21 protein-coding genes and 1 tRNA gene are annotated in these 21,626 nt (G+C 69.6%); 10 read left to right on the top strand and 12 right to left on the bottom strand.

Going from position 1 to position 21,626, the window contains the following annotated elements; all coding sequences use genetic code 11:
- Window positions 1-87 precede the first annotated feature (87 nt).
- A complete protein-coding gene (locus ACWGKS_RS16200) occupies window positions 88-924 on the bottom strand; it encodes a bifunctional 5,10-methylenetetrahydrofolate dehydrogenase/5,10-methenyltetrahydrofolate cyclohydrolase (protein ID WP_452456118.1) in 837 nt (278 codons plus the stop codon).
- Window positions 921-1,544, bottom strand: coding sequence for a cyclodeaminase/cyclohydrolase family protein (locus ACWGKS_RS16195; RefSeq protein WP_452456119.1), 624 nt, complete (start codon window positions 1,542-1,544; stop codon window positions 921-923). Before ACWGKS_RS16195 ends, ACWGKS_RS16200 begins: the two co-directional genes overlap by 4 nt.
- 298 nt (window positions 1,545-1,842) lie before the next feature.
- Here ACWGKS_RS16195 and ACWGKS_RS16190 point away from each other — a divergent pair, with 298 nt between their 5' ends.
- On the top strand, window positions 1,843-2,127 hold the full coding sequence (locus ACWGKS_RS16190; RefSeq protein WP_358508532.1) for a hypothetical protein: 285 nt from the start codon (window positions 1,843-1,845) through the stop codon (window positions 2,125-2,127).
- A gap of 221 nt (window positions 2,128-2,348) precedes the next feature.
- Here the strand turns inward: ACWGKS_RS16190 and ACWGKS_RS16185 are convergent, their stop codons facing one another.
- The 8 genes from ACWGKS_RS16185 to ACWGKS_RS16150 all read right to left on the bottom strand — a co-directional run bounded on the left by ACWGKS_RS16185 (window position 2,349) and on the right by ACWGKS_RS16150 (window position 10,303).
- A complete protein-coding gene (locus tag ACWGKS_RS16185; protein WP_452523036.1) occupies window positions 2,349-3,209 on the bottom strand; it encodes a polyphosphate polymerase domain-containing protein in 861 nt (286 codons plus the stop codon).
- Entirely contained in the window at window positions 3,206-3,811 is a 606-nt protein-coding gene (locus tag ACWGKS_RS16180; protein ID WP_358508587.1) for a DUF4956 domain-containing protein, read from the bottom strand. Before ACWGKS_RS16180 ends, ACWGKS_RS16185 begins: the two co-directional genes overlap by 4 nt.
- 195 nt (window positions 3,812-4,006) lie before the next feature.
- Window positions 4,007-4,666, bottom strand: a complete 660-nt coding sequence (locus tag ACWGKS_RS16175) for a response regulator transcription factor (protein ID WP_358508528.1) — start codon at window positions 4,664-4,666, stop codon at window positions 4,007-4,009.
- Window positions 4,663-6,279 (bottom strand): sensor histidine kinase, encoded by a 1,617-nt coding sequence (locus ACWGKS_RS16170; RefSeq protein ID WP_452523034.1) that lies wholly within the window; start codon window positions 6,277-6,279, stop codon window positions 4,663-4,665. The genes ACWGKS_RS16175 and ACWGKS_RS16170 overlap by 4 nt, the downstream gene beginning before the upstream one ends.
- A complete protein-coding gene (locus ACWGKS_RS16165; protein WP_452523032.1) occupies window positions 6,269-6,646 on the bottom strand; it encodes a hypothetical protein in 378 nt (125 codons plus the stop codon). Before ACWGKS_RS16165 ends, ACWGKS_RS16170 begins: the two co-directional genes overlap by 11 nt.
- 149 nt (window positions 6,647-6,795) lie before the next feature.
- Entirely contained in the window at window positions 6,796-7,467 is a 672-nt protein-coding gene (locus ACWGKS_RS16160) for a response regulator (RefSeq protein WP_067598083.1), read from the bottom strand.
- 257 nt (window positions 7,468-7,724) lie between these two features.
- Window positions 7,725-9,239 (bottom strand): amidase, encoded by a 1,515-nt coding sequence (locus tag ACWGKS_RS16155; RefSeq protein WP_452523030.1) that lies wholly within the window; start codon window positions 9,237-9,239, stop codon window positions 7,725-7,727.
- Between the two features lie 26 nt (window positions 9,240-9,265).
- A complete protein-coding gene (locus ACWGKS_RS16150; protein ID WP_358508520.1) occupies window positions 9,266-10,303 on the bottom strand; it encodes a D-2-hydroxyacid dehydrogenase in 1,038 nt (345 codons plus the stop codon).
- Between the two features lie 320 nt (window positions 10,304-10,623).
- Here ACWGKS_RS16150 and ACWGKS_RS16145 point away from each other — a divergent pair, with 320 nt between their 5' ends.
- The 6 genes from ACWGKS_RS16145 (at window position 10,624) to ACWGKS_RS16120 (ending at window position 16,182) form a co-directional block, all read left to right on the top strand.
- The gene (locus ACWGKS_RS16145; RefSeq protein WP_452523082.1) at window positions 10,624-11,106 is read left to right on the top strand and encodes a DUF3830 family protein; all 483 of its coding nucleotides are present in this window, start codon (window positions 10,624-10,626) and stop codon (window positions 11,104-11,106) included.
- A 118-nt stretch (window positions 11,107-11,224) separates the two neighbouring features.
- Window positions 11,225-12,127, top strand: coding sequence for a maleate cis-trans isomerase family protein (locus ACWGKS_RS16140; protein WP_358508518.1), 903 nt, complete (start codon window positions 11,225-11,227; stop codon window positions 12,125-12,127).
- A 58-nt stretch (window positions 12,128-12,185) separates the two neighbouring features.
- Window positions 12,186-12,932, top strand: a complete 747-nt coding sequence (locus tag ACWGKS_RS16135; RefSeq protein WP_358508516.1) for a maleate cis-trans isomerase family protein — start codon at window positions 12,186-12,188, stop codon at window positions 12,930-12,932.
- 115 nt (window positions 12,933-13,047) lie between these two features.
- On the top strand, window positions 13,048-13,785 hold the full coding sequence (locus ACWGKS_RS16130; protein ID WP_358508515.1) for a GntR family transcriptional regulator: 738 nt from the start codon (window positions 13,048-13,050) through the stop codon (window positions 13,783-13,785).
- A 323-nt stretch (window positions 13,786-14,108) separates the two neighbouring features.
- Window positions 14,109-15,065, top strand: a complete 957-nt coding sequence (locus ACWGKS_RS16125; RefSeq protein ID WP_452523027.1) for a hypothetical protein — start codon at window positions 14,109-14,111, stop codon at window positions 15,063-15,065.
- 334 nt (window positions 15,066-15,399) lie between these two features.
- Entirely contained in the window at window positions 15,400-16,182 is a 783-nt protein-coding gene (locus ACWGKS_RS16120) for a hypothetical protein (protein ID WP_358508511.1), read from the top strand.
- Between the two features lie 396 nt (window positions 16,183-16,578).
- Here the strand turns inward: ACWGKS_RS16120 and ACWGKS_RS16115 are convergent, their stop codons facing one another.
- On the bottom strand, window positions 16,579-18,045 hold the full coding sequence (locus tag ACWGKS_RS16115) for an NAD-dependent succinate-semialdehyde dehydrogenase (protein ID WP_452456127.1): 1,467 nt from the start codon (window positions 18,043-18,045) through the stop codon (window positions 16,579-16,581).
- Window positions 18,046-18,185: 140 nt separating this feature from the next.
- Here ACWGKS_RS16115 and ACWGKS_RS16110 point away from each other — a divergent pair, with 140 nt between their 5' ends.
- Both ACWGKS_RS16110 and ACWGKS_RS16105 read left to right on the top strand, forming a co-directional pair.
- A complete protein-coding gene (locus ACWGKS_RS16110; protein WP_358508508.1) occupies window positions 18,186-19,436 on the top strand; it encodes an aspartate aminotransferase family protein in 1,251 nt (416 codons plus the stop codon).
- Between the two features lie 149 nt (window positions 19,437-19,585).
- Window positions 19,586-19,661, top strand: a tRNA-Arg gene (locus tag ACWGKS_RS16105).
- Between the two features lie 268 nt (window positions 19,662-19,929).
- On the opposite strand, the gene ACWGKS_RS16100 is transcribed toward ACWGKS_RS16105, so the two are convergent.
- Entirely contained in the window at window positions 19,930-20,235 is a 306-nt protein-coding gene (locus ACWGKS_RS16100) for a hypothetical protein (protein ID WP_358508506.1), read from the bottom strand.
- Window positions 20,236-20,376: 141 nt separating this feature from the next.
- On the opposite strand from ACWGKS_RS16100, the gene ACWGKS_RS16095 reads away from it, so the two are divergent.
- Window positions 20,377-21,624, top strand: a complete 1,248-nt coding sequence (locus ACWGKS_RS16095; protein ID WP_358508504.1) for an FAD-binding protein — start codon at window positions 20,377-20,379, stop codon at window positions 21,622-21,624.
- Window positions 21,625-21,626: the final 2 nt, after the last annotated feature.

Genomic DNA, 21,626 nt, shown 5'->3' with positions numbered 1-21,626 from the left:
CGACCCACCCCGGGCACGCGGGTTCGACCTCGGTCGGGGCCGGACCCGCACGCCCGGTCGGACGCGTCGAGACCGGCCCTCGACGGCTCAGCGTGAGGCGGCGTCCACCGTGTGGCGCAACAGCAGCGCCGTGGTCACCGGGCCGACACCACCTGGAACAGGGGTGAGGGCCCCGGCCTTCTCCGACACCGCGTCGGCGTCGACGTCACCGACCAGGCCGCCCTCCTCGGTCGGGTTGGTGCCCACGTCCACCACCACCGCGCCGGATCGCACATGGTCCGCGCCGATGAGCGCCGGCCGACCCACGGCCGCGACCAGCACGTGCGCACGGGAGCACACCTCGGGGAGATCCCTCGTCCGCGAATGGCACACGGTGACCGTCGCGTTCCGATCCAACAACAGGTGGGCGAGGGGTTTGCCGACCACGGTGGACCGGCCCACCACCGCGACCTCGACACCCTCCAGGGCCACCTCGTGATGGTCCAGGATCGCCACCACCGCTTCGGCGGTGGCCGGCGCGAACGCGGTCAGCCCGGCGGCCAGCCGGCCGAGCGAGGCGGGGTTGGCCCCGTCCACGTCCTTGTCGACCGGAATCCGTTCGGCGAGCTCCGATGCCGAGACGCCCTCCGGCAGCGGTGTTTGCAGGATGATCCCGTGCACCTTCGGATCCCGACCCAGTTCGTCGAGACGATCCGCGATGACCTTCGCTGAAGCGTCCGCGCCCAGGTCCACGACATCGCAGGCGATGCCGACCTTCTCCGCTGCGCGGGCGATCGAGCTCACGTACCAGGCACTACCTCCGTCATCGGTGGCCACCACCACGGCCAGCCGGGGAGGCCTGCCCTGCTCGCTCAGTTCGGCGGCGCGTTCCCCTGTCTCACGCCGGATCCGCGCGGCGATCTCCTTGCCCGAGAGCACGGTCATCGGCGGATCACCTCGCGCACCTGTTCGGTCACCCGGTCGGCGTCCGTCTGGACGGCGTCGACATCGTCCGCCGACTGAGAGAGACGAAGCGCCATGTCCGAGTCCTTGACGCTCGGCCGGTTGATCTCGATGTTCACCCGGCTGGTGCCGGCCGCCGCCCGAGCGGCGTCCGCGGCGGCGGCCAGGTCGGTGACCAGGTTGCGGTTGCCGATCGGAATCAGCTCTTCGGCCAGGTCGACGATTTTCCGGGCGATGGCGATCACCCTCATCGGCGGTCGACCGGCCCCCGCGGCGGCGTCGGAGATCGCCTCCTTGCGGGCGGCCTTCTCCTCTTCGGTGCCTCGGGGGAGCCCGTAGGCGTCGCCCATGGCCCCGAAGGCGGTCTCGTCGGCGTCGGCGCACTCCAGGGACCTGGCCACGAGTTCGTCCGCGCTCTCGGTGATCCGGGAGATGTCGTCGGCGTGCTCGGCGTACTTCTCCCCGGTGCTGTACCGGGCGACCATCGCGATCAGGGCGGCTCCCTGTGCCGCGTGGAGCGCCGCCGCGGCTCCACCGCCGGGGGTCGGTTCCTTGGCCGACAACCTGGCCAGGTAGTCGCCGATCTTCTCCGCGGACAGCATGAGGCATCACCCGTTCGGTGGTGTTCGTCGGTGTTCGGGGGTTACTTGAAATCCTGTCACGCACCCGGACCCGGAGGTGGCCCGATCGCCTGATCCGACTTGGTGCAGAGCACTTGTTCCATTCCGCCCCTATCGGAGCCCGAATGGCTTTACCGTCGGCAGGAGCAGGCCAGGGAGGAGCTCACGTGTACTGCGACTACTGCGGGTCCTGGAACGGCGGAGTGAACCAGAAGTGCCGGAACTGTCTACGTCCCCTGGGTGTCCGAGGGCGACCGTCCTCATGGATCGGAAGGTCCTAGTGCCTCCGGTGCATCCGGACCCCACCGAAGTCATCGAGGCCTGGATCCCCCATGACGCCCGTTGGCAGGCCCAGGCCCGCGAGCACGCACGTCACGGATCGGAGCGCCTTCGCCTCTACGTCACCGAGCTGGTGCGCGACCACCGCGACGGGACCAGACCCATCAGCGACGACTTCGACCTGCGCACCTTGAAGGCCGTGGTGGAGGACCTCCAGTCGGGCGGATTGAGCGATGTGGACTGGCGCCGGGTCGCCCAGGCCCTCACCCATCCGGGCCTCCGGTAGCCCCCGGAAGTGACAGGTTCCGGCCACCGGTCTGGACCTGTGCGGTGGCGGGTGACAACATTGGTGCGTCGTGTTCGCCCTCTTGTAGCGGGAGGGGGCTCACGGCGAGGCCGCCGTCTCGACCGGTTACGAGGCGGCGGCCGTCCACGCCCGCGACGCGAGCGCGGGGCCGAAGGTTTCACGTGAAACATCCGGCCCCCATTCGGCGCTCCGGCCTGCGATCACGCTCCGCCCCGAAGGCCGTGCACCCGCTCCGGCAGGTCCAGGCAGTGGCCCATGGCGCGCAGCCAACGATTGCCTCGAAGCCCCGGCTCCAGAGAGGACAGCGCCGCCGCGTACTTGCTGAACCGGGCCTCTCGTAGCCCCAGTCGGTGTAGTCGGCGTTCGGTCCGGGTGAGCCCGCCCCGGGTCTTGATCTCCAGCAACACCACGTCCGGGCGCATCCGCACCGACCAGTCCCCCCGGTAGCCGACGAGCTCGGTGTCGACCGTGACGCGCTCCTGGCCGCAGGACGACACCATCGTGGAGCGGCGGTAATCCGTCACCGCGGCGGGCAGCAGCGTGTCGGGTGCCTCCATCCGGTAGGTGGCCAGGGAACGGTCGAGGAACTCCCGCGTTCGCGGGGTCAGCCGGTCCGAGGGCGCCTCCATCGGCAGCTCGATCCGCACCTTGTCGGTGATGCCGCGCGCCCCCTTCAGCTTCACCTCGAACATCTTGGTGCCGGTGTCCACGTAGGTGCGGGTGCGCACCTTGTACCGGAGCCGCCGACCCTGGCGGTGGTCGTGGAAGGTGCCCAGGTCCGGGGTGTCCATGTAGGTGGACGAGTACAGGAAGGAGGTCCGGCCCCCGATCTCCAGAACGCTGAAGTCCCGCTCGGCGCCCGCGAAGAGTTCCGGCATCAGTTCGATGGGAACCAGGTACTTGCGGCAGGTCCGGGTCACCAGGGCGGCGCGCGCGTTCATCTCGGCGAGGGACACCGGGCGCAGCCCGGCGAGGCCGGGCGGGGGCTGTCCGGGGGAGAGCTCGGGGGAGCGTCCGACGGCGAGGGGCCCCGCCGGGCCGCCGACGAGTGAGGGCCTCATCGTTCACCCCACCAGGCCGGCATGGAGTGGCGACGCTCGCCCGGCAGTGGGCCCGGGGCTGCTTCGAGCCTCGGTTCCAGGAACCTAACGTCCACCACCATGAGGTCGCGTACGTAGTCCACCTCGGTGACCTCCACGTGCCGAACCTTGCCGCGCAGCCGACCCTCCAGATCCTGCCGGAGCGCGATGGGGTCCTCGTGCACCACGTCCAGCGTCATGATCCGCCGTTGGGTGCGGGGCAGGAGCTTGGGGTGGCCGGCCAGGTACAGCACACCCAGCAGCAGGACGTTCAGACCCACCATCACCAGCGGGGGCGCGATCGCGTTGATCAGACCCAGGGCGATCGCGACGAAGTAGTAGCCGATCTCGCCCTGACTGATCAGGTCCGACCGCAGCCGCAGGATCGACAGCACACCGAACAACCCGAAGCCGACCGCGAGTCCCACCTCCTGGCGGGCCATCATCGCCACCACGGCGAAGATGCCGACGTTCAGTGCCACGTAGGCCAACAACAGGTCCCGGCGGCCGTGCCGACGGAAGTAGAGGACATAGGACAACACCGTGATCGCGGCCAGGTCGACCGCCAACGCGAACCAGATCATGGTCATCATCCTGGGCACCGGCCGTGAGGTGATCATGAGTGCCGGATGAGGAAACCCTCATGATCGCCCGACCGTCATTTCGCCGAACGATCGGTATAGCGGAAGTGTCGTCCACCGGTCGGGGGTGCCCGACGAACGGGGCCGCCCGGCGGCCGGCACCACTCGACGACCAACGACCGCCCGACGACCGACCGCTCAGCCGGTCAGCCGGTACCCCATGCCCCGCACCGTCACGATCCGCTCCGCGCCCACCTTGCGGCGCAGCGCCCGCACGAACACGTCCACCACGTTCGACCCGGGGTCGTAGTCGTAACCCCACACGTGCGACAGCATCTGCTGCCGGGTCAAGACCTGTCCTGGGTGGCGCATGAGCAGCTCCAACAGGGCGAACTCGCGGGCGGTCAGGTCCACGGTCGATTCGTCCACCGACGCTCGTCGGGTGCGCAGGTCCAGGGACAACCCGCCGGCGCGCAGCACCGTCAGGTCCGCCGTGCGTTCGGTACGCATCCGCAGCCGCACCCGGGCGAGCAGTTCCTCGAACCGGAACGGCTTGGTGACGTAGTCGTCCGCCCCGATCTCCAGCCCGGTCACGGTGTCGCGCACCCCGTCCCGCGCGGTCAGGATCACCACGGGGGTCTCCACACCCATCGACCGGAGCCGGCGCAGCACGTCGAACCCGTCGGTGTCGGGCAGCCCCAGGTCCAACAACATCAGGTCGAACCCGCCGGTGACGGCGTAGTCCACGGCCTCCGCGCCGGTGCCCACCACGGTGGTGGTGAATCCGTTCGCGGTCAGGCCCTTGCGGACGAACGAGGCGATCCGCTCCTCGTCCTCGACGATGAGTACGCGACTCACGCGCGCTCCCTTCCAATGGTTCTGTCGACCGGGATGACCAGGGTGAACGTCGATCCTTGGCCGGGTGCCGAACGCAGGTCGACCCTGCCGTGGTGCGCCTCGGCGATGGCGCGGACGATGGCCAGGCCCAGTCCGGCGCCGCCGTCGCCGCCCCGCGCGGTCCGCCCACCACGGGAGAACCGTTCGAAGATCCTGCCGTGGTCCTCGGCCGGGATGCCCGATCCCTCGTCGGACACCCACAGGCGGACGTCCGAACCCACCAAGGCGGAACCGATCCGCACGGTGGACCCCGCGGGGCTGTACCGGACCGCGTTGGCGGCCAACTGCACCATCGCCTGGGTGACCCGCTGCGGGTCGAGTCGGGCCGTGCCCTCGGCGATGGTCTCCAGCCGCCACGACCGGTCGCCCAACGGGCGTACCTTCGCATCGATGTCGCTGGTCAGCTCGGCCAGCGAGACCGGCTCGGGGCGCGCGAAGTCGGGCTGTTGCGCCTTGGCCAGCAACAGCAGGTCCTCCACGATCCGCCCCATGCGGTCGAGTTCGTCGGTGACCAGCCGGACGACCTCCTCGCGTTCCTCGGGTGAGTCGCCCATGAGTTCGAGGTGTCCGCGCACGATGGTGATGGGGGTGCGCAGTTCGTGGCCGGCGTCGTCGACGAACCGCCGCTGGGCGGTGAAGGCCCCCTCCAACCGGTCCAGCATGCTGTTGAACTGCTCGGCCAGGGCGGCGATGTCGTCCCGGCCGGACACCTCGATCCGCTGGGTGAGGTCCTCCTCGCCGATCGCGGCGGCGGTGCGGCGCACCAGCCGGACCGGGGCGAGGATGCGTCCGGCCACCCACCAGGCCGCCGTGCTCGCGGCGAGCAGACCCAGCGCGCTCACCAGGGCGATGGTGCCCATGGTGGAGCCGGTGGCGGCGTGGTCCTCTTCGGTGAAGTAACCGATGACGAACCAACCGGCCGGGCCCTGGACGCCCTCCGGGGGCAGAGCGCGGACCTTCTCCCACTCGACCGGACCCGCCGGGGTGTCGAGGGTGCCGCGCGCGTCCGGGGACTCCAGGATCGCCGCCACGGACTCCGGGTCGGCGGAAAGGTCGTGCGGAGGGTCCTGGCCCTGCCGGATCCGCCCGGGTTCGGTCGTCGTCTCCTCTTCGCTCCCGGCGGCGCCCCCTCGTTGCCGGGGGGTCTCGGTGGTCTCGCCCTCCTCGACCCAACCGAAGAGGATCTCGGAGTCGTCGGGATGCTGCCGCTCAAGGTGGACCCGGATGAGGGTGCCCACGTCGGTGAAGGGTTCCCCGGTCAGTGGGTCGATGCCCACGGACGCGAACTCCTCGAACTCGCCGGTCTCCTGACTCAGCGCCCGATCCACGCGTTCGTCCACCCTCGCGGTCAGCGCGCTCCATGTGACGACGTTGACCATCAGGAGCACGGCGGCCATGAGCAGGACCACCCAGGCCATGATGATGAGTCGTGCGGGAACGCGGCGACGGTGGGGGAGTTCCGGTTGGGGGCCGCGCATCACCAGGGTCGGGAACACGGAGGTGCCTTCGCGGTCACCTGCCGGCGGTACCCGGATGGTGGTGGCGTCGGGTCCGTCCTCGGGATCAGTCGTCATCGTCATCGTCCCCGAACCGCTGGTCCTGGCACAGCTCCCACCAGTCGTCCCATTGGTCCTCGCCCCAGCTCTCGTGCCCGGAGCCCTCGTCGAGGCAGTCGAACGGGAAGCCGGTCGGTGCGGGCTCGGCGGACGGCTCGGCCTCCGGGCTCGGCTCGCCCGACTCCTCGGTGACGGGTGGAGGCGGGGAGACCACGCCTTCGTCGGTGGGCTCGGCGGTGGCGCCCTCGGGCGACTCACCGACCACCACCTCCGAGGCGGGGACCGGATCCGCGGAACGCAGGAAGAACGCCCAGACCAGGGCGGCGGCCGTCACGAGGATGACCGTCAACGTCCCGGTGACCAGGGGCACCAGAGGTGATCTCATATCGACAGAGTTTCCTCGTCCCGCAGGAAGACAGGATGAAGCGAAGATGAAGAAGGCTTCATCCTCCCAGTTCGACCGGGCGAGGAACAGGAGCCCCATCACACCGAACGGGCCCCACACGCGGTGGGGCCCGAGGGGAATCGAGGGTCTCAGTAGCGGCGGCCGCGCAACTCCGCGACGAGGACGGCGGCCTGGGTACGGCGCTTGAGGTCCAACTTGGCCAGCAGCGCCGACACGTAGTTCTTCACGGTCTTCTCCGCCAGGTACAGCCGCTCGCCGATCTGCCGGTTGGTCATGCCCTCACCGATGAGGTCGAGGATCTGCCGTTCCTGCGGGGTCAGCTCCGCCAGCGGGTCGGGTTCGGCCTGGGCGCCGCGCAATCGCTCCAGCATCGCACCCGTGCTCCCGGAGTCCAGCAGGGAGCCGCCGGCGGCGACGGTACGCACCGCGCCGACCAGGTCCGCGCCGTGGATCTGCTTGAGCACATACCCCGCGGCCCCGGCCATGACGGCGTCGTACAGCGCGTCCTCGTCGGCGAAGGAGGTGAGCATCAGGCAGGCGATCTCGGGGTGGTCGGACCGGATCTCCCGACAGACCTGGACCCCGGAGCCGCCGGGCAGCCGCACGTCCAACACCGCGACGTCGGGAAGTACCACGGGGATCCGTGCCAGCGCCTGTTCGGCGGTCCCGGCCTCACCGACCACGGTCATGTCGTCCTCGGTTTCGAGGAGGGCAGCCACGCCGCGCCGGACGACCTCGTGGTCATCGACGAGGAAGACCCTGATCTGTTTCCGAGCGTTCTCGGCTCCACCGATCGTCATCGGTCCTCCCTCTCCTCGCGTCCGCGTGCTCGCGACACCACTCCGAGGAAGACGTTAATACGTATACGGGGTTCATCGGGGGTCTTAAGCCATCGAAGTGGCCGGTCAAAGGTCCCAGAACCGACCAAACGTGGTTCGAGTGCCGCGGGGGTCGATCACGGGTGGTGCGGACGTGATCACGGTCGTGTCATGGTCACCGTATCGCCAATGCGTACCCCCGGGGGCGATGGGCCCCCGGGGAACATGGGAACACGAGTTCAGGGACGGTGCCCGGCCCACGGGCGGGTCAGTTCGAAGGCTCGGCAGGCCCGCAGGACCCGGGGATCCGAGTGTCGTGGACCCACGATCTGGAGGCCGATCGGCAACCCCGAATCACTGAACCCGCACGGCACGCTCGCCGCCGGCTGCTGGGTCATGTTGAACGGATAGCTGAACCCGGCCCAGGAGGTCCACCGTCGCCCGGACAGCTCGGGCGGCGACTCCAGCCCGGCCTCGAAGGCCACCATCGGCATGGTCGGCGTGAGCAGTAGGTCGTAGGTCTCGTGGAAGCGACCCATACGAGCACCCATGGCCATTCGCAGGGCCATCGCGGTCAGGTAGTCGTGCGCCGAGTAGGACAACCCTTCCTCGATGATCTCGCGCAGCCCCGGGTCCTGGAGGTCGCGCTCACGGTCGGTGAGCTTCTCGGTGGCCTTGGCCGCGCCCGAGTACCAGAGCACGTGGAACTCCGCCATGGAATCGGGCAGCCCCGGGTCGGCCTCCTCCACCTTGGCGCCGAGCTCCTCGAACACGCGCACGGCGTCGGCGACCGCGCGGGCCACCTCCGGGTCCACGTTCAGCCCGCCCAAGGTGGGGCTGTAGGCGATCCGCATCCCTCGGACCAGTTCGCGCGGGTCCTCTCCGCGTCCGGCGCCGGCCAGACCGGGGGCGGGGGTAGGCATCGCCATCCAGTCGCGGGAGTCGAAGCCGGAGATCACGTCCAGCATCAGCGCCATGTCGCCGACGGTGCGGGTCATCGGACCGGTGTGCGCCAGTGATCCGAACGGGCTCGCCGGGTAGTGCGGCACCAGCCCCCACGTGGGCTTGATCCCGCAGACCCCGGTGAAGCTCGCCGGGATGCGGATGGACCCGCCCCCGTCGGTCCCCGTCGACAGTGGGCCCATCCCCGCGGCGACCGCCGCCGCCGAGCCGCCGCTGGAGCCGCCCGGGGTGGTGGACAGGTCCCAGGGGTTACGGGTGATCCCGGTGAGCGGGTTGTCGGTGACCCCCTTCCACGCCAGTTCGGGGGTGGTGGTCTTGCCGACGAACACCGCCCCGTGCTCGCGCAGGCGGGCCGTGACCGGGGAGTCCTCCTCCCACGGGCCCTCCTGGGAAGAGGTCACCGACCCCTTCAGGGTGGGCCACCCCTTCGTCAGGTGGATGTCCTTGATGGACGCGGGCACCCCGTCGAGCTTCCCGACCGGTTCACCGCGTCGCCACCGTTCGGCCGAGGCGCGTGCGGCCTCGCGGGCCTCCTCGGGGCGCACCAGGCAGAACGCGTTGAGCGCCGGGTTGTCCTGCTCGATGCGTTCGAGCACGGAGTCGACCGCCTCCACCGGGGAGAGCTCCCCGGTGGAGTAGGCGCGCAACAGTTGTTCGGCGGACAGGTCGGGCGGTGTGCTCGCACCGGAACGGGCGCGGGGGACCGCGGGGTCGGCGCCGGGCGCGTTACCCGCGGTGCCGGCGGCCGTGCCCGTGTCTTCGGTCCCGGCTCGTTCGGAACGGATCGTCACTTCAGCCTCCCAAGTCACGCGAGGGGTCAGCCGGGTACGTAGCCCCGGTCCTTGTCCACGACGTTGCGCAGTTCCCGCCCGTCCAGGTAACGGGCGAGGTTGTCCAGGAACAGTTCGACCAGGTCATCGCGCCACCCGACCACGTCACCGGACATGTGCGGCGAGACGAAGGACCCGGACAGGCCCCACAGCGGGTTGATGGCCTTGAGCGGTTCCCGTTCGAAGACGTCCAGGGCCGAGCCGGCGATCGAACCCTCTTGGAGGGCGTGGACCAGGTCGGACTGGACGACGATGGGGCCGCGGGCGATGTTGATCAGGCGCGCGGTGGGCTTCATGAGGTCGAGGAAGTGTCGGTCGACGAGGCCTCGGGTGGCGTCGGTGAGCGGCGCGGCGACGACCACGTAGTCGGCTTCGGGGAGGGCCTGGAACAGCGTGGGGCCGCCGCCGTCGGTGTGTTCCGCCAGGCTGGAGGCGACCACGTGACCGAAGTCGGGATCGCCGTCGCGAGCGTGACTGCCGGAGGCACGGACCTCCATCCCCACCGCGGCGAGCTTGCGCCCGATCGCTCGACCGATGGGTCCGGTACCGATCACCAGCGCGCGTTTGCCGGTGACGCGTTCGGTCTCGCGGTGCAGCCACCGGTGCCGGCTCTGTAGCTCCGACGTGCGGTGGAAGTCCTTGGCGAAGGCGATGACCAGGCCCAGCACGTATTCGGCGATGTGCTCGTCGAAGACCCCGCGCGAGTTGGTGACCACGGCGTCGCTCTCGACCAGCCCGGGGAACATCAGGTTGTCCACCCCGGTGGTGGCGGCGTGCACCCACCGCAGTCGGTCGGCCTTGGACCAGGATTCGGCGAGCGCCTCGGTGAACAGGTCCCAGACCAGGAGCGCGTCGGCGCCGGGAAGGGCGGCGGACAGTCCTTCGGCGTCGGTGTAGACGACCTCGCCCAGCCCCGGGTGGTCGTCGAGGCGTTCGTGCCCCGGTGGAAGGTCCTCGCCATGGAGGACGAGCAGACGCGGTCGTTCGGGTGCGGAGACGGTGGTGGAGCCGGGAGGACGGTTCACTGGCACGAGCTTTCCGGTAGCGACTGGTGATGCGGTGCCGTCGGGGTGTTGGTTCGCCCTGCACCGGAAACGCTAAGGAGCCCACATGGGATTGTCAACAATCCACAAAAGGGCTGTTCTTGGGCAAAAGCGCACCTTGCGCCCGCAACGGCACTGGCGGGATACCCGTTCGGCTCAGGTCTATTGCCCGACTCCGGAGGTTGATCGTAAGATTGTCGACAATCAACAGCACCGTGACCTCGACGGCCCGAACGGCCCCTCGGGTCGGTCTCCCAGGAATCATGTAGGCCCCGCCGAAGGGAACCCACTTGCCCAGGTACATGACCGTCACGCTCACCCGACGCGGTGTCTCCTGCGTCGCCGAACTCCTCGACAAGGAAGCGCCCCGCACGTGTGAGGCGGTGTGGAACGCCCTCCCGCAGGGCGACGCCGTCCAACACGCCAAGTACGCGCGCAACGAGGTCTACACGATGGTGCCGCGGTTCGCCGATCCCGAACCCGGTCAGGAGAACCCCACCGTCACCCCGATCCCCGGTGACCTCGTCTACTTCTCCTTCGACTCCGGCATGCTCGACCACTCCTTCAAGGAGGACAAGGGCATCGGTCACCTGCCGGGGGTCATCGACCTGGCCCTCTTCTACGGCCGGAACAACCTGCTGCTCAACGGAGACGTGGGCTGGGTCCCCGGCAACGTGTTCGCCACCGTGGTGGAGAACCTGCCCGCCATGGCCGAGGCCTGCAACGACGTCTGGCGCTCCGGCAGCGTCGGTGAACGTCTCCTGTACGAACGGCTCGACCGCTGAACCGCGGCCACGAGACCACAGCGGCCGCGGCGCCCACCGCGCACCCGCGGCCCGTGCCGGCACATCCGGAACACCGCACACGGCTGGACAGAGCACATCAACGGGAGGTGAGTGACCGATGAGAACCGAGGGAACCGGGTCGGAGCCCCACTACGGCACCGAGCACACGAACTCGACGGTCCCGGCGCGTCAGGCCGGACCCGAGACAGAGCCGGAAACGACCGGACGGGCGCCTGAAGGGGCGCCCGGGCAGGCGAACGACCCGAAGGTCGTCGAACTGTCGGCGGCCACCACGACCCCCTGGCAGGCCGGGGTGGGCGTGATCGCCCCCTACGACTTCGCGCTCGACCGCGAACTGTGGCGATGGACGCCCGACGACGTGTCCTTGCACGTCACCCGCCTCCCCTACGTCCACGTTCCGGTGACGGTCGACCAGGCGGCGGCTCTCAGCAAGGGCAAGGCGGTGACCCGCGCCGTCAAGGCGCTCATGGCACCCGAACCCCTGGCCGTCGGCTACGCCTGTGCCTCAGGCAGCTTCGTGCACGGGGCCGAGGGCGAACGCGAACTCCACCGCACCATGCTGGCGGCCGGCGCCCCATGGGCCGCCACCACGTCGGGTGCCCTGATCGAGGCGCTCAAGGCCCTCGACACCGACCGGATCGCGGTGGTCACCCCGTACGTGGACAGCGTGACCGACCGACTCCTGGACTTCCTCGCCGAACACGGTGTCGGCGTCACCTCCAGCGTCGGACTCGGCCTGCTCAGCCACATCTGGAAGGTCACCTACGCCGAGGTCGCCCACGCGGTGCACGAGGCGGACCACCCCGACGCCCAGGCCGTGTACATCAGCTGCACCAACGTCCTCACCTACGACATCATCGCGCCCCTGGAGCGCGAACTGGGTAAACCCGTCATAGCGGCCAACCAGGTCACCATGTGGGCGGTCATGAACGCGGCCGGCCGCCGCGCCGTCGCACGCGGACAGAGCCTGATCGACGTGGCCGCGCCCAGTGCCGCCTGACGGCACCACCGACCACCGACCACCGGCCACGGAGAGCGCCTCGAACCAGAGGAGAGACATGACCCGCGTCGGATTCCTGTATCCCGGCCACAGCGCAGAAGACGACTACCCGGCCTTCGCCGACCTGCTCGACGACGTCGAACTACCCCTCGTGCACACGCTCATGCGCGAGGACGCCCACCGTGTGGACGCCCTCCTTGACGTGGGCGGTGAGGGCGTGCTCGCCAAGGGGGCGCAGGAGCTCGCCGCCCTGGAGGTCGAGGCCGCGGTCTGGGCCTGTACCAGCGGCAGCTTCGTGTTCGGCTGGGAGGGGGCACAACGCCAGGTCCAAGGGGTGCGCGACGTGGTGGGCGTGCCCACGTCCAGCACCTCCTTCGCGTTCGTGCACGCCCTGCGCCAGCTGGGGGTCTCAAGGGTCGCCATCGCCGCGACCTACCCCGACGACGTCGGTCAACGGTTCGTGGACTTCCTCGACGACGCGGGTGTCTCGGTGGTGTCCCTGGCCAGCCACGGCATTCCCACCGCCGCCGAGGTGGGGCGCCTGGAACCCGACGACGCGGTCGACTTCGTCATCACCAACGACCACCCGAGGTCGGAGGTGGTCCTGGTGCCGGACACCGCCTTGCACAGCGCCGACCTCATCGACCCCATGGAGGCGCTCCTGGGCAAGACGGTGCTCACCGCCAACCAGGTGAGCATCTGGGAGGGGCTTCGGTTGGTGGGGCGGTGCGGTGCGCGCAACGGGCCCGGCAACCTGTTCCGATCGGGCGCCTCCACTGTCAGGGACCCGTTCGTCGCCCGTTAACCTCGGGGGCCGGCACATGTCCGGTTCGTCCGCTTGAGTCCGGCCCCCGTGTTCGCGGTCGAGGTGTCGACCGCCCGTCAGGAATCCGAATCGAGTCCCGAGAAGGGAAGACCCCATGTCATCCCCTGGTCAGCTCAGACCCGTTCCACGGCGCTCCACCGCCGAGCTGATCGCCGACCAACTGCGTTCGGCGATCATGTACGGCTCCCTCTCCCCGGGGGACCAGCTGGGCGAGGCCGAGCTCGCCGGGCGCTTGGGGGTGAGCCGGGGACCGCTCCGCGAGGCGATGCAGCGTCTGGTCCAGGAGGGTCTGCTCCGCAGCGAACGGCACAGGGGCCTGTTCGTGTGCGAGCTGACCCCCACGGACGTGCGGGACATCTACGTCGCCCGACTCGCGGTGGAACGTGCCGCCTGCGAGCTGATCATGAGGGGCAACCGGGGTGAGGCCCTGGCCCGCCTCACCCCCGCCGTCGACCGGTTGGCGCAGGCCGCGGCCAAGGGGGACCGTGAGGAGATGAGCGACGCCGATCAGGAGTTCCACCGGACCCTGGTCAGCTGCTCGGGCAACTCGCGGTTGGAGCGCATGGCGCAGACGCTGCTGGTGGAGACCCGTATGTGTCTGACGGTGATGCAGGACGTCTACCCGGAACCGGAGGAGCTCCTGGAGGAGCACCGGCGGATCCTGGACACGATCGTCGAGGGCGAGGAGGAACGTCTGCTCGCCCTGATCGAGTCGCACATGATCGACACCGTCGAACGGATCAACGCCGAGGGCGGGAACGGACCCGGGGACGGTGACGAGGGAGGCACCGGGGAGACCGGAGCGCTCCCCGAGACCGGCTCGGGGAACTGAGCCCGCGCGGTGAAAAGGGAACAAAGGGTCGGATTCCGAGTGACTCGGAACCGACCCCTTTTTCATGCTCGATCGGGGCGTAGTGACTCCGTGCGAATAAATCGGTTGAATGGGTTGCGAAACGGTGGGTGGCCCGTGCTAGCTTCTATTTCGGGCAGCGCATTAAGTCCATTTAGGGCATAGGCCTTGGGGTGAGTTCCGTCGGGACACGGCCCAAGGGCCCGTGTCGGACTTCGCACCGAGGTCGAGTACCTCCCGCCGGCCCCTCACACCCCTCGACGGTCCCGAGCCGTCACCGTCCCCACGGTGGAAGGAAACCCCAAGTGTTCGGACACCACGGTCCCGCGAGCGCCTCCGGCGCGCGCACCGCCGTGCTGTCCGACTCCTTGCGTCGGACCATGTTGTTGCTCGGACTCCTGGCCGGGGCCTTGGTCGCGGGCTGGGTCCTCGGCGTCACCGACGCCGAGGCGGAGGAGGTCTCCGTGGGGGCGGACACCGTGACGGTGGACGCCGCGGTCACGGACGCCGTCGGTCCGGTGGTGGACACCCTGGAGACGGAGACCGAGGAATCGGTCGATCAGACAGAGGTGGCCGAGTCATCGCAGGCCACCGAGGTTCCCCAACCGCTGGAAGCCGTCGAGGCCCCCACCGTCGTCGAGACCTTCGAGACGACGGAGACCGCGGAGGTCGCGGAGGTCGCGGAGACCGGGCAGACCAAGGAGCCACGACGGCTGACCGACACCGTCGCCCAGACCGGTCGGGAGGCCACCGTCTCCGTGCGCGAGGTCTCCGAGACCGAAGTTCCGGAGATCGTGGTCGACGGCGATGACCTGGCGGAACCCGTTCAGCGGGCCGTCGACGAGATCACCCGGACGGTCGACGATCGGCTCGACCGGGTGGAGACCCCGCCCCGGCGGGAAGCGGCACCGGGCCCTGCCTCGGGCGAGGAACCGGCGACGCAGCCGGAGTCCGTGGAGGACCGGGACGACGTACTCGTCATCCCTGAGAGCCAGCGTTCCGAGACCGTCGTCGACCTGCTCGAACACGCTGATCCGACCGTGACCGGGTCCGACACGGCCACGGGTGACACGCCCCTCCGCGACCAGTACGGATCCACCCCGACCGGCACCGCCTCGCAGGGAGCGGTCACCGGGCTCGCGGGCCACCTGTCCTCCGTGGGCACCCTCATCCCGGCCCTCGCCTTCGAGGACGCCACCCGGCACGTCCTGCGCGCGGTTCCCACCGCCGTCGCCGACGAGCCCACCTTCGCCCCCGACTAGCGGGTCCCCTCCGGCATCCAGGGTCCTTCCGCCCAGGTGCCTCCCCGTCGCCTCGACACGCCCCGGCTCGAACCGGAAGCGGACCGACGCGACCCACGGACCCGCCCAGTCCCGGCCCGCCACCACGGCACGTTCCGGCCGATCACCTGGGGGCCGACGTGAGCCCCGCTCTCACCTTCGCGCACCATGCGTGCCCGACGAAAGCGGAGTTCAGGTCGGTCAACGGTCCACCGGACCCGAAGACCGAAACTCCCCCGATCGAGGGCCGCCCCACCCCGAACGTGTGGCGCCATCCGATCGGGGCCCGCAAACCAAGACATCCGGAAGGACTCCCATGCGCAACACCGCCCGCACCACCGCCAAGGCCCTGCTCATCGCCGCCGGCACCGCCGGCTTCGTCACCCTCGGCAGCGGCTTCGCGGCGGCGGACACCGTCGGGGACGTCACGGGCGCTCTCGGCACCGACTTCCCGGGGCAGCTGCCCGCCGTCGACACCGCCCTCCCGACCACGGCCCTGCCCGAGGTCGACCCCACTCTGCCCTCCGCCGCCCTGCCCGGGGTCGCCGTTCCCGAGGTCAACGGGGTCGTGGGAGCCGCCCAGGACCAGGTCGACTCCGTCGAGGGGACCGTTCCGCGCGTGAACGTGCCCGAGGTGGACACCGACGGCTACCTGGCCGCCGCCCAGGGCACCACCGTCATGGTCGACTTCCTCTCCCAGCAGGCCCGCGGTGACGTCGACGCCGTCGCCGCCGAGGCCGGTTCCGTGGTCGACCAGACCGTGTCGGGCGTGGGCACCGACCTGGACGGTGTGGACGACCACGCCGTGGACACCGCCACGGGCGTCACCGACGGCACCGTCGAGGACCTCGACGTCCCCGCGACCGACGTCGTGGACACCGAGGTGCTGCCCGAAGCCCCCGCGGCCGGCGGGGTGGAGGACACCGTCGAGGGTCTCACCGAGGCCGACGACCTGGCCGAGCTGGAGGTCGTCGACACCGAGACCCTGCCCACCGACGAGCTGCCGACCGACGCCCTGGACACGGACGTGACCGGTGCCGACCCGGTCGGCGGCACCACCGACGCCCTGGGCACCGACCTGACCGACGGCCTGCTGTAGCCGTCGGTTCGACCGCGCGCCCCGCGCTGTGACACGCGGGTGCGCGCGGCCCCGGGCGGTTCGAGGGTTGATCCGCTCCGGAACGGGCGTGGTGGGTTCCGTGGGGGGTCCGACCACGCCACCCGGAGCAAGCGGGATCAGGGGGCCCTACCGCCCGGGGTCTCACCGGAAGGTCCCGGGAGGGGACGGCGTGTACCCGTGGCAGCGACGGGGAGCCGGCGTCACCCTTCCCGGGACCCTCGCGAACAAGGCCGCGCCCCGAGGTACGGGGCGCGGCGACCCATGTCCGAAACCGCGCTTCTCCTTTCATTGGAGGGATATCAAGGAGGCGCGAATAGGTGATTATCGGCTATTGCTGAAATCGTGTTCCGGTCTTTCTCTTTCGGGGTCTACCGGCTAGGAAATTCCGCCGATCCCCACGTATTTGACGTCGAGGAACTCGTCGATGCCGACTCGCCCGCCCTCACGACCCAGCCCGGAGTGCTTCACCCCGCCGAACGGGGCCGCCGGGTTGGACACCACGCCCTGGTTCAGCCCGACCATGCCGGTCTCCAAGGCCTCACTGACTCGGAACGCGCGGTTCAGGTCCCGGGTGTACAGGTAGCTGACCAGGCCGAACTCGGTGTCGTTGGCGGCGTGGAGTACTTCCTCCTCGGTGTCGAAGGGCATCACGGGCGCCACGGGACCGAAGATCTCGGTGGTGGACAGCTCCGCCGCGAACGGCACGTTCGCCAGCACCGTCGGCTGGTAGAAGTGCCCCGGCCCGTCCCCAGGGCCACCGCCCACCAGTACGTTCGCCCCACGTTCGACGGCGTCGTCGACCAGGCTCTGCACCTTCCGCCGAGCCTTCTCGTCGATCAGCGGACCCACGTCCGCGTCCTCGTCCAGGCCCCGACCCAGCCGGAGCGCGCCCATGCGTTCGCTGAGTCGGGCCGAGAACTCCTCCGCGATCCCCGACTGGGCGTAGATCCGGTTGGCCGCCGTGCACGCCTCCCCGATGTTGCGCATCTTGGCGAGCATCGCTCCGTCCACGGCCGCGTCCAGGTCGGCGTCGTCGAAGACGATGAAGGGCGCGTTGCCACCCAGTTCCATGGAGGTGCGCAACACCTGGCCGGCGCTCTGCTCCAGCAACTTGCGACCCACCGCCGTCGACCCCGTGAACGACACCTTGCGGATCCGGCCGTCGGTGAGCAGGGGTTCGGTGAGCCCGCCCGCGTCCGTGGTGGGCAGGACGCTCAGGACCCCCTCCGGCAGACCCGCCTCGGTGAGGATGTCGGCCAGCGCCAGCGCCGACAGAGGGGTCTGCTGGGCCGGCTTGAGGATCATCGTGCACCCCGCCGCGATGGCCGGCCCGATCTTGCGGGTTCCCATCGCCATGGGGAAGTTCCAAGGGGTGATGAGCATGCAGGGGCCGACCGGCTGTCGCATGACGAGGAAGCGCGACTTGCCATCCGGTGAGATGGAGAAACCACCCTCGATCCGCACGGCCTCCTCTGAGAACCAGCGGAAGAACTCGGCGGCGTAGGCGATCTCGCCGCGCGCCTCCGCGAGTGGCTTGCCCATCTCCAGGGTCATCAGAACCGCCAGGTCCTCCTGGCGCTCCATCAGCAGTTGGTAGCTCCGGTACAGGATCTCGCCGCGCTCCCGGGGTGAGGTCTTGGCCCACTCCGGCTGGACACGCGTCGCGATGTCCAGGGCTTCGAGCCCGTCCTCCTTACTCGCGTCGGCGACATCGCACAGAACCTTGCGGGTGGAAGGGTCCTCCACGGGGAATGTGGACCCCGTGGACGCCTCACGCCACTTCCCCCCGAGGAAGAGCGTCTTGTTCACCTGTGCGACGACCCGTGCTTCCCGATCCGACATGCCTTGCTCCTCAGTCGACTTGTGGTCAGAGAACTGCCCGGCGTGCGTCCGCTGGACACCGCCGCGTCCCGGATGTTTCCATAGCAGTGTCGATTGTCAACAATCCTACGGAACTCGATACAAGGAATTGAGGCCATCGCATGGCGGAGCTCTCCCCGGTCCTCAAGCAGGCGACCCCGGTCGTCGCCGCACGAGGTGAGGGTGTCTACATCTACGACGAGGACGACCGCCGCTTCCTGGACTTCACGGCCGGGATCGGTGTGACCAGCACCGGACACTGCCACCCCAAGGTGGTCGCCGCCGCCCAGGAACAGGTCGCGACCCTGATCCACGGCCAGTACACCACCGTGATGCATCGTCCCCTGCTGCGACTCACCGAACGCCTCGGAGAGGTCCTGCCCGAGGGCGTCGATCGGCTGTTCTACGTCAACTCCGGCAGCGAGGCGGTCGAGGCGGCCCTGCGTCTGGCCCGCCAGGCGACCGGACGCCAGAACGCCGTCGTCTTCCAGGGCTCCTTCCACGGGCGCACCATGGGCGCCGCCTCCCTGACCACCTCCGGCACCAAGATCCGCGCGGGCATCGGGCCCCTCGTTCCCGGTGTCGTGGTCTCGCCCTTCCCGTACGCCTACCGGCTGGGCATGTCCGAGGTCGACGCCGTCGCCCACGCCCTGCGCGAGCTCGACTACCAGTTCGCCACGGTCACCTCGCCCAAGGACACCGCGGCGGTGTTCATCGAACCGGTCCTCGGAGAGGGCGGCTACGTCCCGGTCCCGGACGCGTTCCTCCAAGGGTTGCGCGAGCGCGCCGACCGGCACGGGTTCCTGCTGGTCATGGACGAGGTACAGACCGGTTTCGGTCGCACCGGAACGTTCTGGGGGCACGAGCCCTCCGGCGTTCGCCCGGACATCGTCATCACCGCCAAGGGGCTCGCCAGCGGGTTCCCGCTCTCCGCCATAGCCGCCTCCAGCGCGATCATGGACAAGGCCTGGCCGGGATCCCAGGGCGGGACCTACGGCGGCAACGCCGTCGCCTGCGCCGGTGCCCTGGCCACCCTGGACGTCATCCAGGAAGAGGGATTGGTGGAGAACGCCGCCCGCCAGGGTGAGCGCCTTCAGCAGGGCCTGGCCAAGATCGCCGAGGCCAACCCGGCCATCGGCGACGTGCGAGGTCGCGGCCTGATGCAGGCCTGCGAGTTCGTGAAGGCCGATGGTTCACCCGACGGGGAGACCGCCCAGCGTGCCCAGCAGGCCGCCGCCCAGAACGGTCTGCTCCTGCTGACCTGCGGCCCGGCCGGCAACGTCGTCCGGTTCATCCCGGCGCTGATCGTCGACGGCGGCCAGGTCGACACCGCCCTCGAACTGTGGGCGGCATCCGCGGAGGAAGCGGTCTGACCTGCACGGACGCCGCCGGTCCGCCGGCGGCGTCCGGATGGCCCGCGTCACACCGGAAATTGGCGCGAACCCACTCCCACAGCGTGATAGAGTCGGAGACGTCGCAAGGGAGAGCGCAGCTCGAACAAGCGACACACAACTGAAAACCTGCACTCGTAGCTCAATGGATAGAGCATCTGACTACGGATCAGAAGGTTGGGGGTTCGAATCCTCCCGAGTGCGCCACCTTGAGACAGTGGAGAAGAGACCCGGTACTCGCCTTGGCGAGCCGGGTCTCTTCTTGTGTTGCCTCGAACCCCACGTCGGGCATGCGCAAGCAGCCCGGGCGGCCTCCTTCGTGGCGGAAGGATGCATACTCCGATGCCGCCACACCCCATCATCGCTCTCCCCGTCGAGCAGGACGGGTGAGCACTGGTCATGGCAGTGTTGTCCACATCGGAGACATGGGTGGTCCGCACTTCGATCGACAGGGGCCGGCGCTGAGCGGCCCGCCTTATTCCATTGGTTCGTCCGTCGTTCGACGTTGGGTGTTCAACCGCAGGGTCACGAGTAGCGCAATGCCGGCCGCGACCAGGGCGATGGCCCACGAACCCACCGGGACCAAGGCCGTTTCGCACCCGCCCAAGCCGATGGTGGTCTGGTGGGGCAGGTCTTCGTAGGAGAACCACCCGAAGGACCGCTCGGGCATGGGGAAGGACCACCAGCCTGCTCCACAAGGTCCGGTGGGGACCAGTCCGAGCGCGCTTCCAGCGGCGATCAACGCTATGGCGAGCGCGCGGATGATCTGGACGGGGGACATGGTTCTCCTCGATGCCGGGGGTGCCGGGTAGGACGCTCCCATGCCCTCTCCGGTTGCCGTGGGCCCGGAAGGTCGGTCTGGTAGCGTGCCCGATCCGAACTCTGGGATCGCTCCCAGATGGTGACCCCCTCTGGAGGCCCCATGACCGCCTCGCCCACGCCGGCCCGTAACTGGGCCGGCAACCTCACCTACACCAGCCCGCGTATCCACCGGCCGACCAGTGTCGACGAACTCTCGGCCCTGGTTCGGGAGACCACACGGATCCGGGCATTGGGCAGCGGACACTCCTTCAACCAGGTCGCGGATTCGGAACACGACCTGGTCCGGTTGGACGCGTTCCCCAAGGAGATCGAGGTCGGCGAGGACACCGTCACCGTCTCCGGAGGCACCCGGTACGCGGATCTGGCCGCAGAGCTGCACCGGAGGGGGCTCGCGCTGGGCAACCTGGCGTCGTTGCCGCACATCTCGGTGGCCGGCTCCTGCGCCACCGGCACGCATGGGTCCGGTGACCGACAACGGTGCCTGGCGGCGGCGGTCCGCGGGATCGAGCTGATGGGCGCCGATGGGGAGACGGTCCGGTTGGGCCGGGGCGACGACGCCTTTCCCGGATCGGTGGTGGCGCTCGGCGCGTTGGGGATCGTCACCCGGATCACCCTGGAGATCGAACCCACCTTCGAGGTCTCCCAGCGGGTCCGACTCGACGTGCCCCTGGACGAGGTCGCGGAGAACTTCGACGCGGTCTTCGGGGCGGCCTACAGCGTCAGCCTGTTCACCGACTGGCGCGAGCGAAGTGGGAGGGTCTGGCTGAAGCGACGCGTGGACGAGCCCGGGGACGCGTGGTCCGGCGGTCGTACGGCGAACGTCCCCCAGCACCCGGTCCCGGGCGCACCCACCGAACCCGCCACCGAACAACTGGACGTGCCCGGCCCGTGGTGTGATCGGCTGCCGCACTTCCGTCCGGAACTGCCCCCGAGCGCCGGCGCCGAACTCCAGTCCGAGCTCTACCTGCCTCGGGAGGCCGCTCCCGAGGCCTTCGCGGTGCTCAGGGAGATCGGCCACCACATCGCCGAGGTGCTGTACGTCGGGGAGGTGCGCACGGTCCGCGCCGACGACCTGTGGCTGAGTCCTGCTCACGGCCGCGACTCGGTGACCTTCCACTTCACCTGGCATCCGAACCCGGAGGCGGTGACCCCGGTCCTGCGGGAGGTGGAGGAACGGCTCGCCCCGCTGGGCGCGCGCCCGCACTGGGGCAAGATCACGACACTGCGGCCCCTGGAGGTCGTCGGTAGGTACGAACGGGCGACCGACTTCGCCGACCTGTTGGAGCGCTTCGACCCGACCGGGAAGTTCCGCAACCCCTTCGTCGATTCCTACTTCCCCCGGGGTTGAGT

Source organism: Nocardiopsis sp. NPDC055879 (genome assembly GCF_053615935.1).
The sequence above is the reverse complement of the archived record's forward strand: the minus strand, read 5'-3'. Positions and strand labels throughout refer to the sequence as shown.

Coding starts and splice junctions, on each gene's coding strand:
- ACWGKS_RS16200 (WP_452456118.1), bottom strand. CDS start 924: ATGACCGTGCTCTCGGGCAAGGAGATCGCCGCGCGGATCCGGCGTGAG.
- ACWGKS_RS16195 (WP_452456119.1), bottom strand. CDS start 1,544: ATGCTGTCCGCGGAGAAGATCGGCGACTACCTGGCCAGGTTGTCGGCC.
- ACWGKS_RS16185 (WP_452523036.1), bottom strand. CDS start 3,209: ATGAGGCCCTCACTCGTCGGCGGCCCGGCGGGGCCCCTCGCCGTCGGA.
- ACWGKS_RS16180 (WP_358508587.1), bottom strand. CDS start 3,811: ATGATCTGGTTCGCGTTGGCGGTCGACCTGGCCGCGATCACGGTGTTG.
- ACWGKS_RS16170 (WP_452523034.1), bottom strand. CDS start 6,279: ATGACGACTGATCCCGAGGACGGACCCGACGCCACCACCATCCGGGTA.
- ACWGKS_RS16165 (WP_452523032.1), bottom strand. CDS start 6,646: ATGAGATCACCTCTGGTGCCCCTGGTCACCGGGACGTTGACGGTCATC.
- ACWGKS_RS16160 (WP_067598083.1), bottom strand. CDS start 7,467: ATGACGATCGGTGGAGCCGAGAACGCTCGGAAACAGATCAGGGTCTTC.
- ACWGKS_RS16145 (WP_452523082.1), top strand. CDS start 10,624: ATGACCGTCACGCTCACCCGACGCGGTGTCTCCTGCGTCGCCGAACTC.
- ACWGKS_RS16140 (WP_358508518.1), top strand. CDS start 11,225: ATGAGAACCGAGGGAACCGGGTCGGAGCCCCACTACGGCACCGAGCAC.
- ACWGKS_RS16135 (WP_358508516.1), top strand. CDS start 12,186: ATGACCCGCGTCGGATTCCTGTATCCCGGCCACAGCGCAGAAGACGAC.
- ACWGKS_RS16130 (WP_358508515.1), top strand. CDS start 13,048: ATGTCATCCCCTGGTCAGCTCAGACCCGTTCCACGGCGCTCCACCGCC.
- ACWGKS_RS16120 (WP_358508511.1), top strand. CDS start 15,400: ATGCGCAACACCGCCCGCACCACCGCCAAGGCCCTGCTCATCGCCGCC.
- ACWGKS_RS16115 (WP_452456127.1), bottom strand. CDS start 18,045: ATGTCGGATCGGGAAGCACGGGTCGTCGCACAGGTGAACAAGACGCTC.
- ACWGKS_RS16110 (WP_358508508.1), top strand. CDS start 18,186: ATGGCGGAGCTCTCCCCGGTCCTCAAGCAGGCGACCCCGGTCGTCGCC.
- ACWGKS_RS16100 (WP_358508506.1), bottom strand. CDS start 20,235: ATGTCCCCCGTCCAGATCATCCGCGCGCTCGCCATAGCGTTGATCGCC.
- ACWGKS_RS16095 (WP_358508504.1), top strand. CDS start 20,377: ATGACCGCCTCGCCCACGCCGGCCCGTAACTGGGCCGGCAACCTCACC.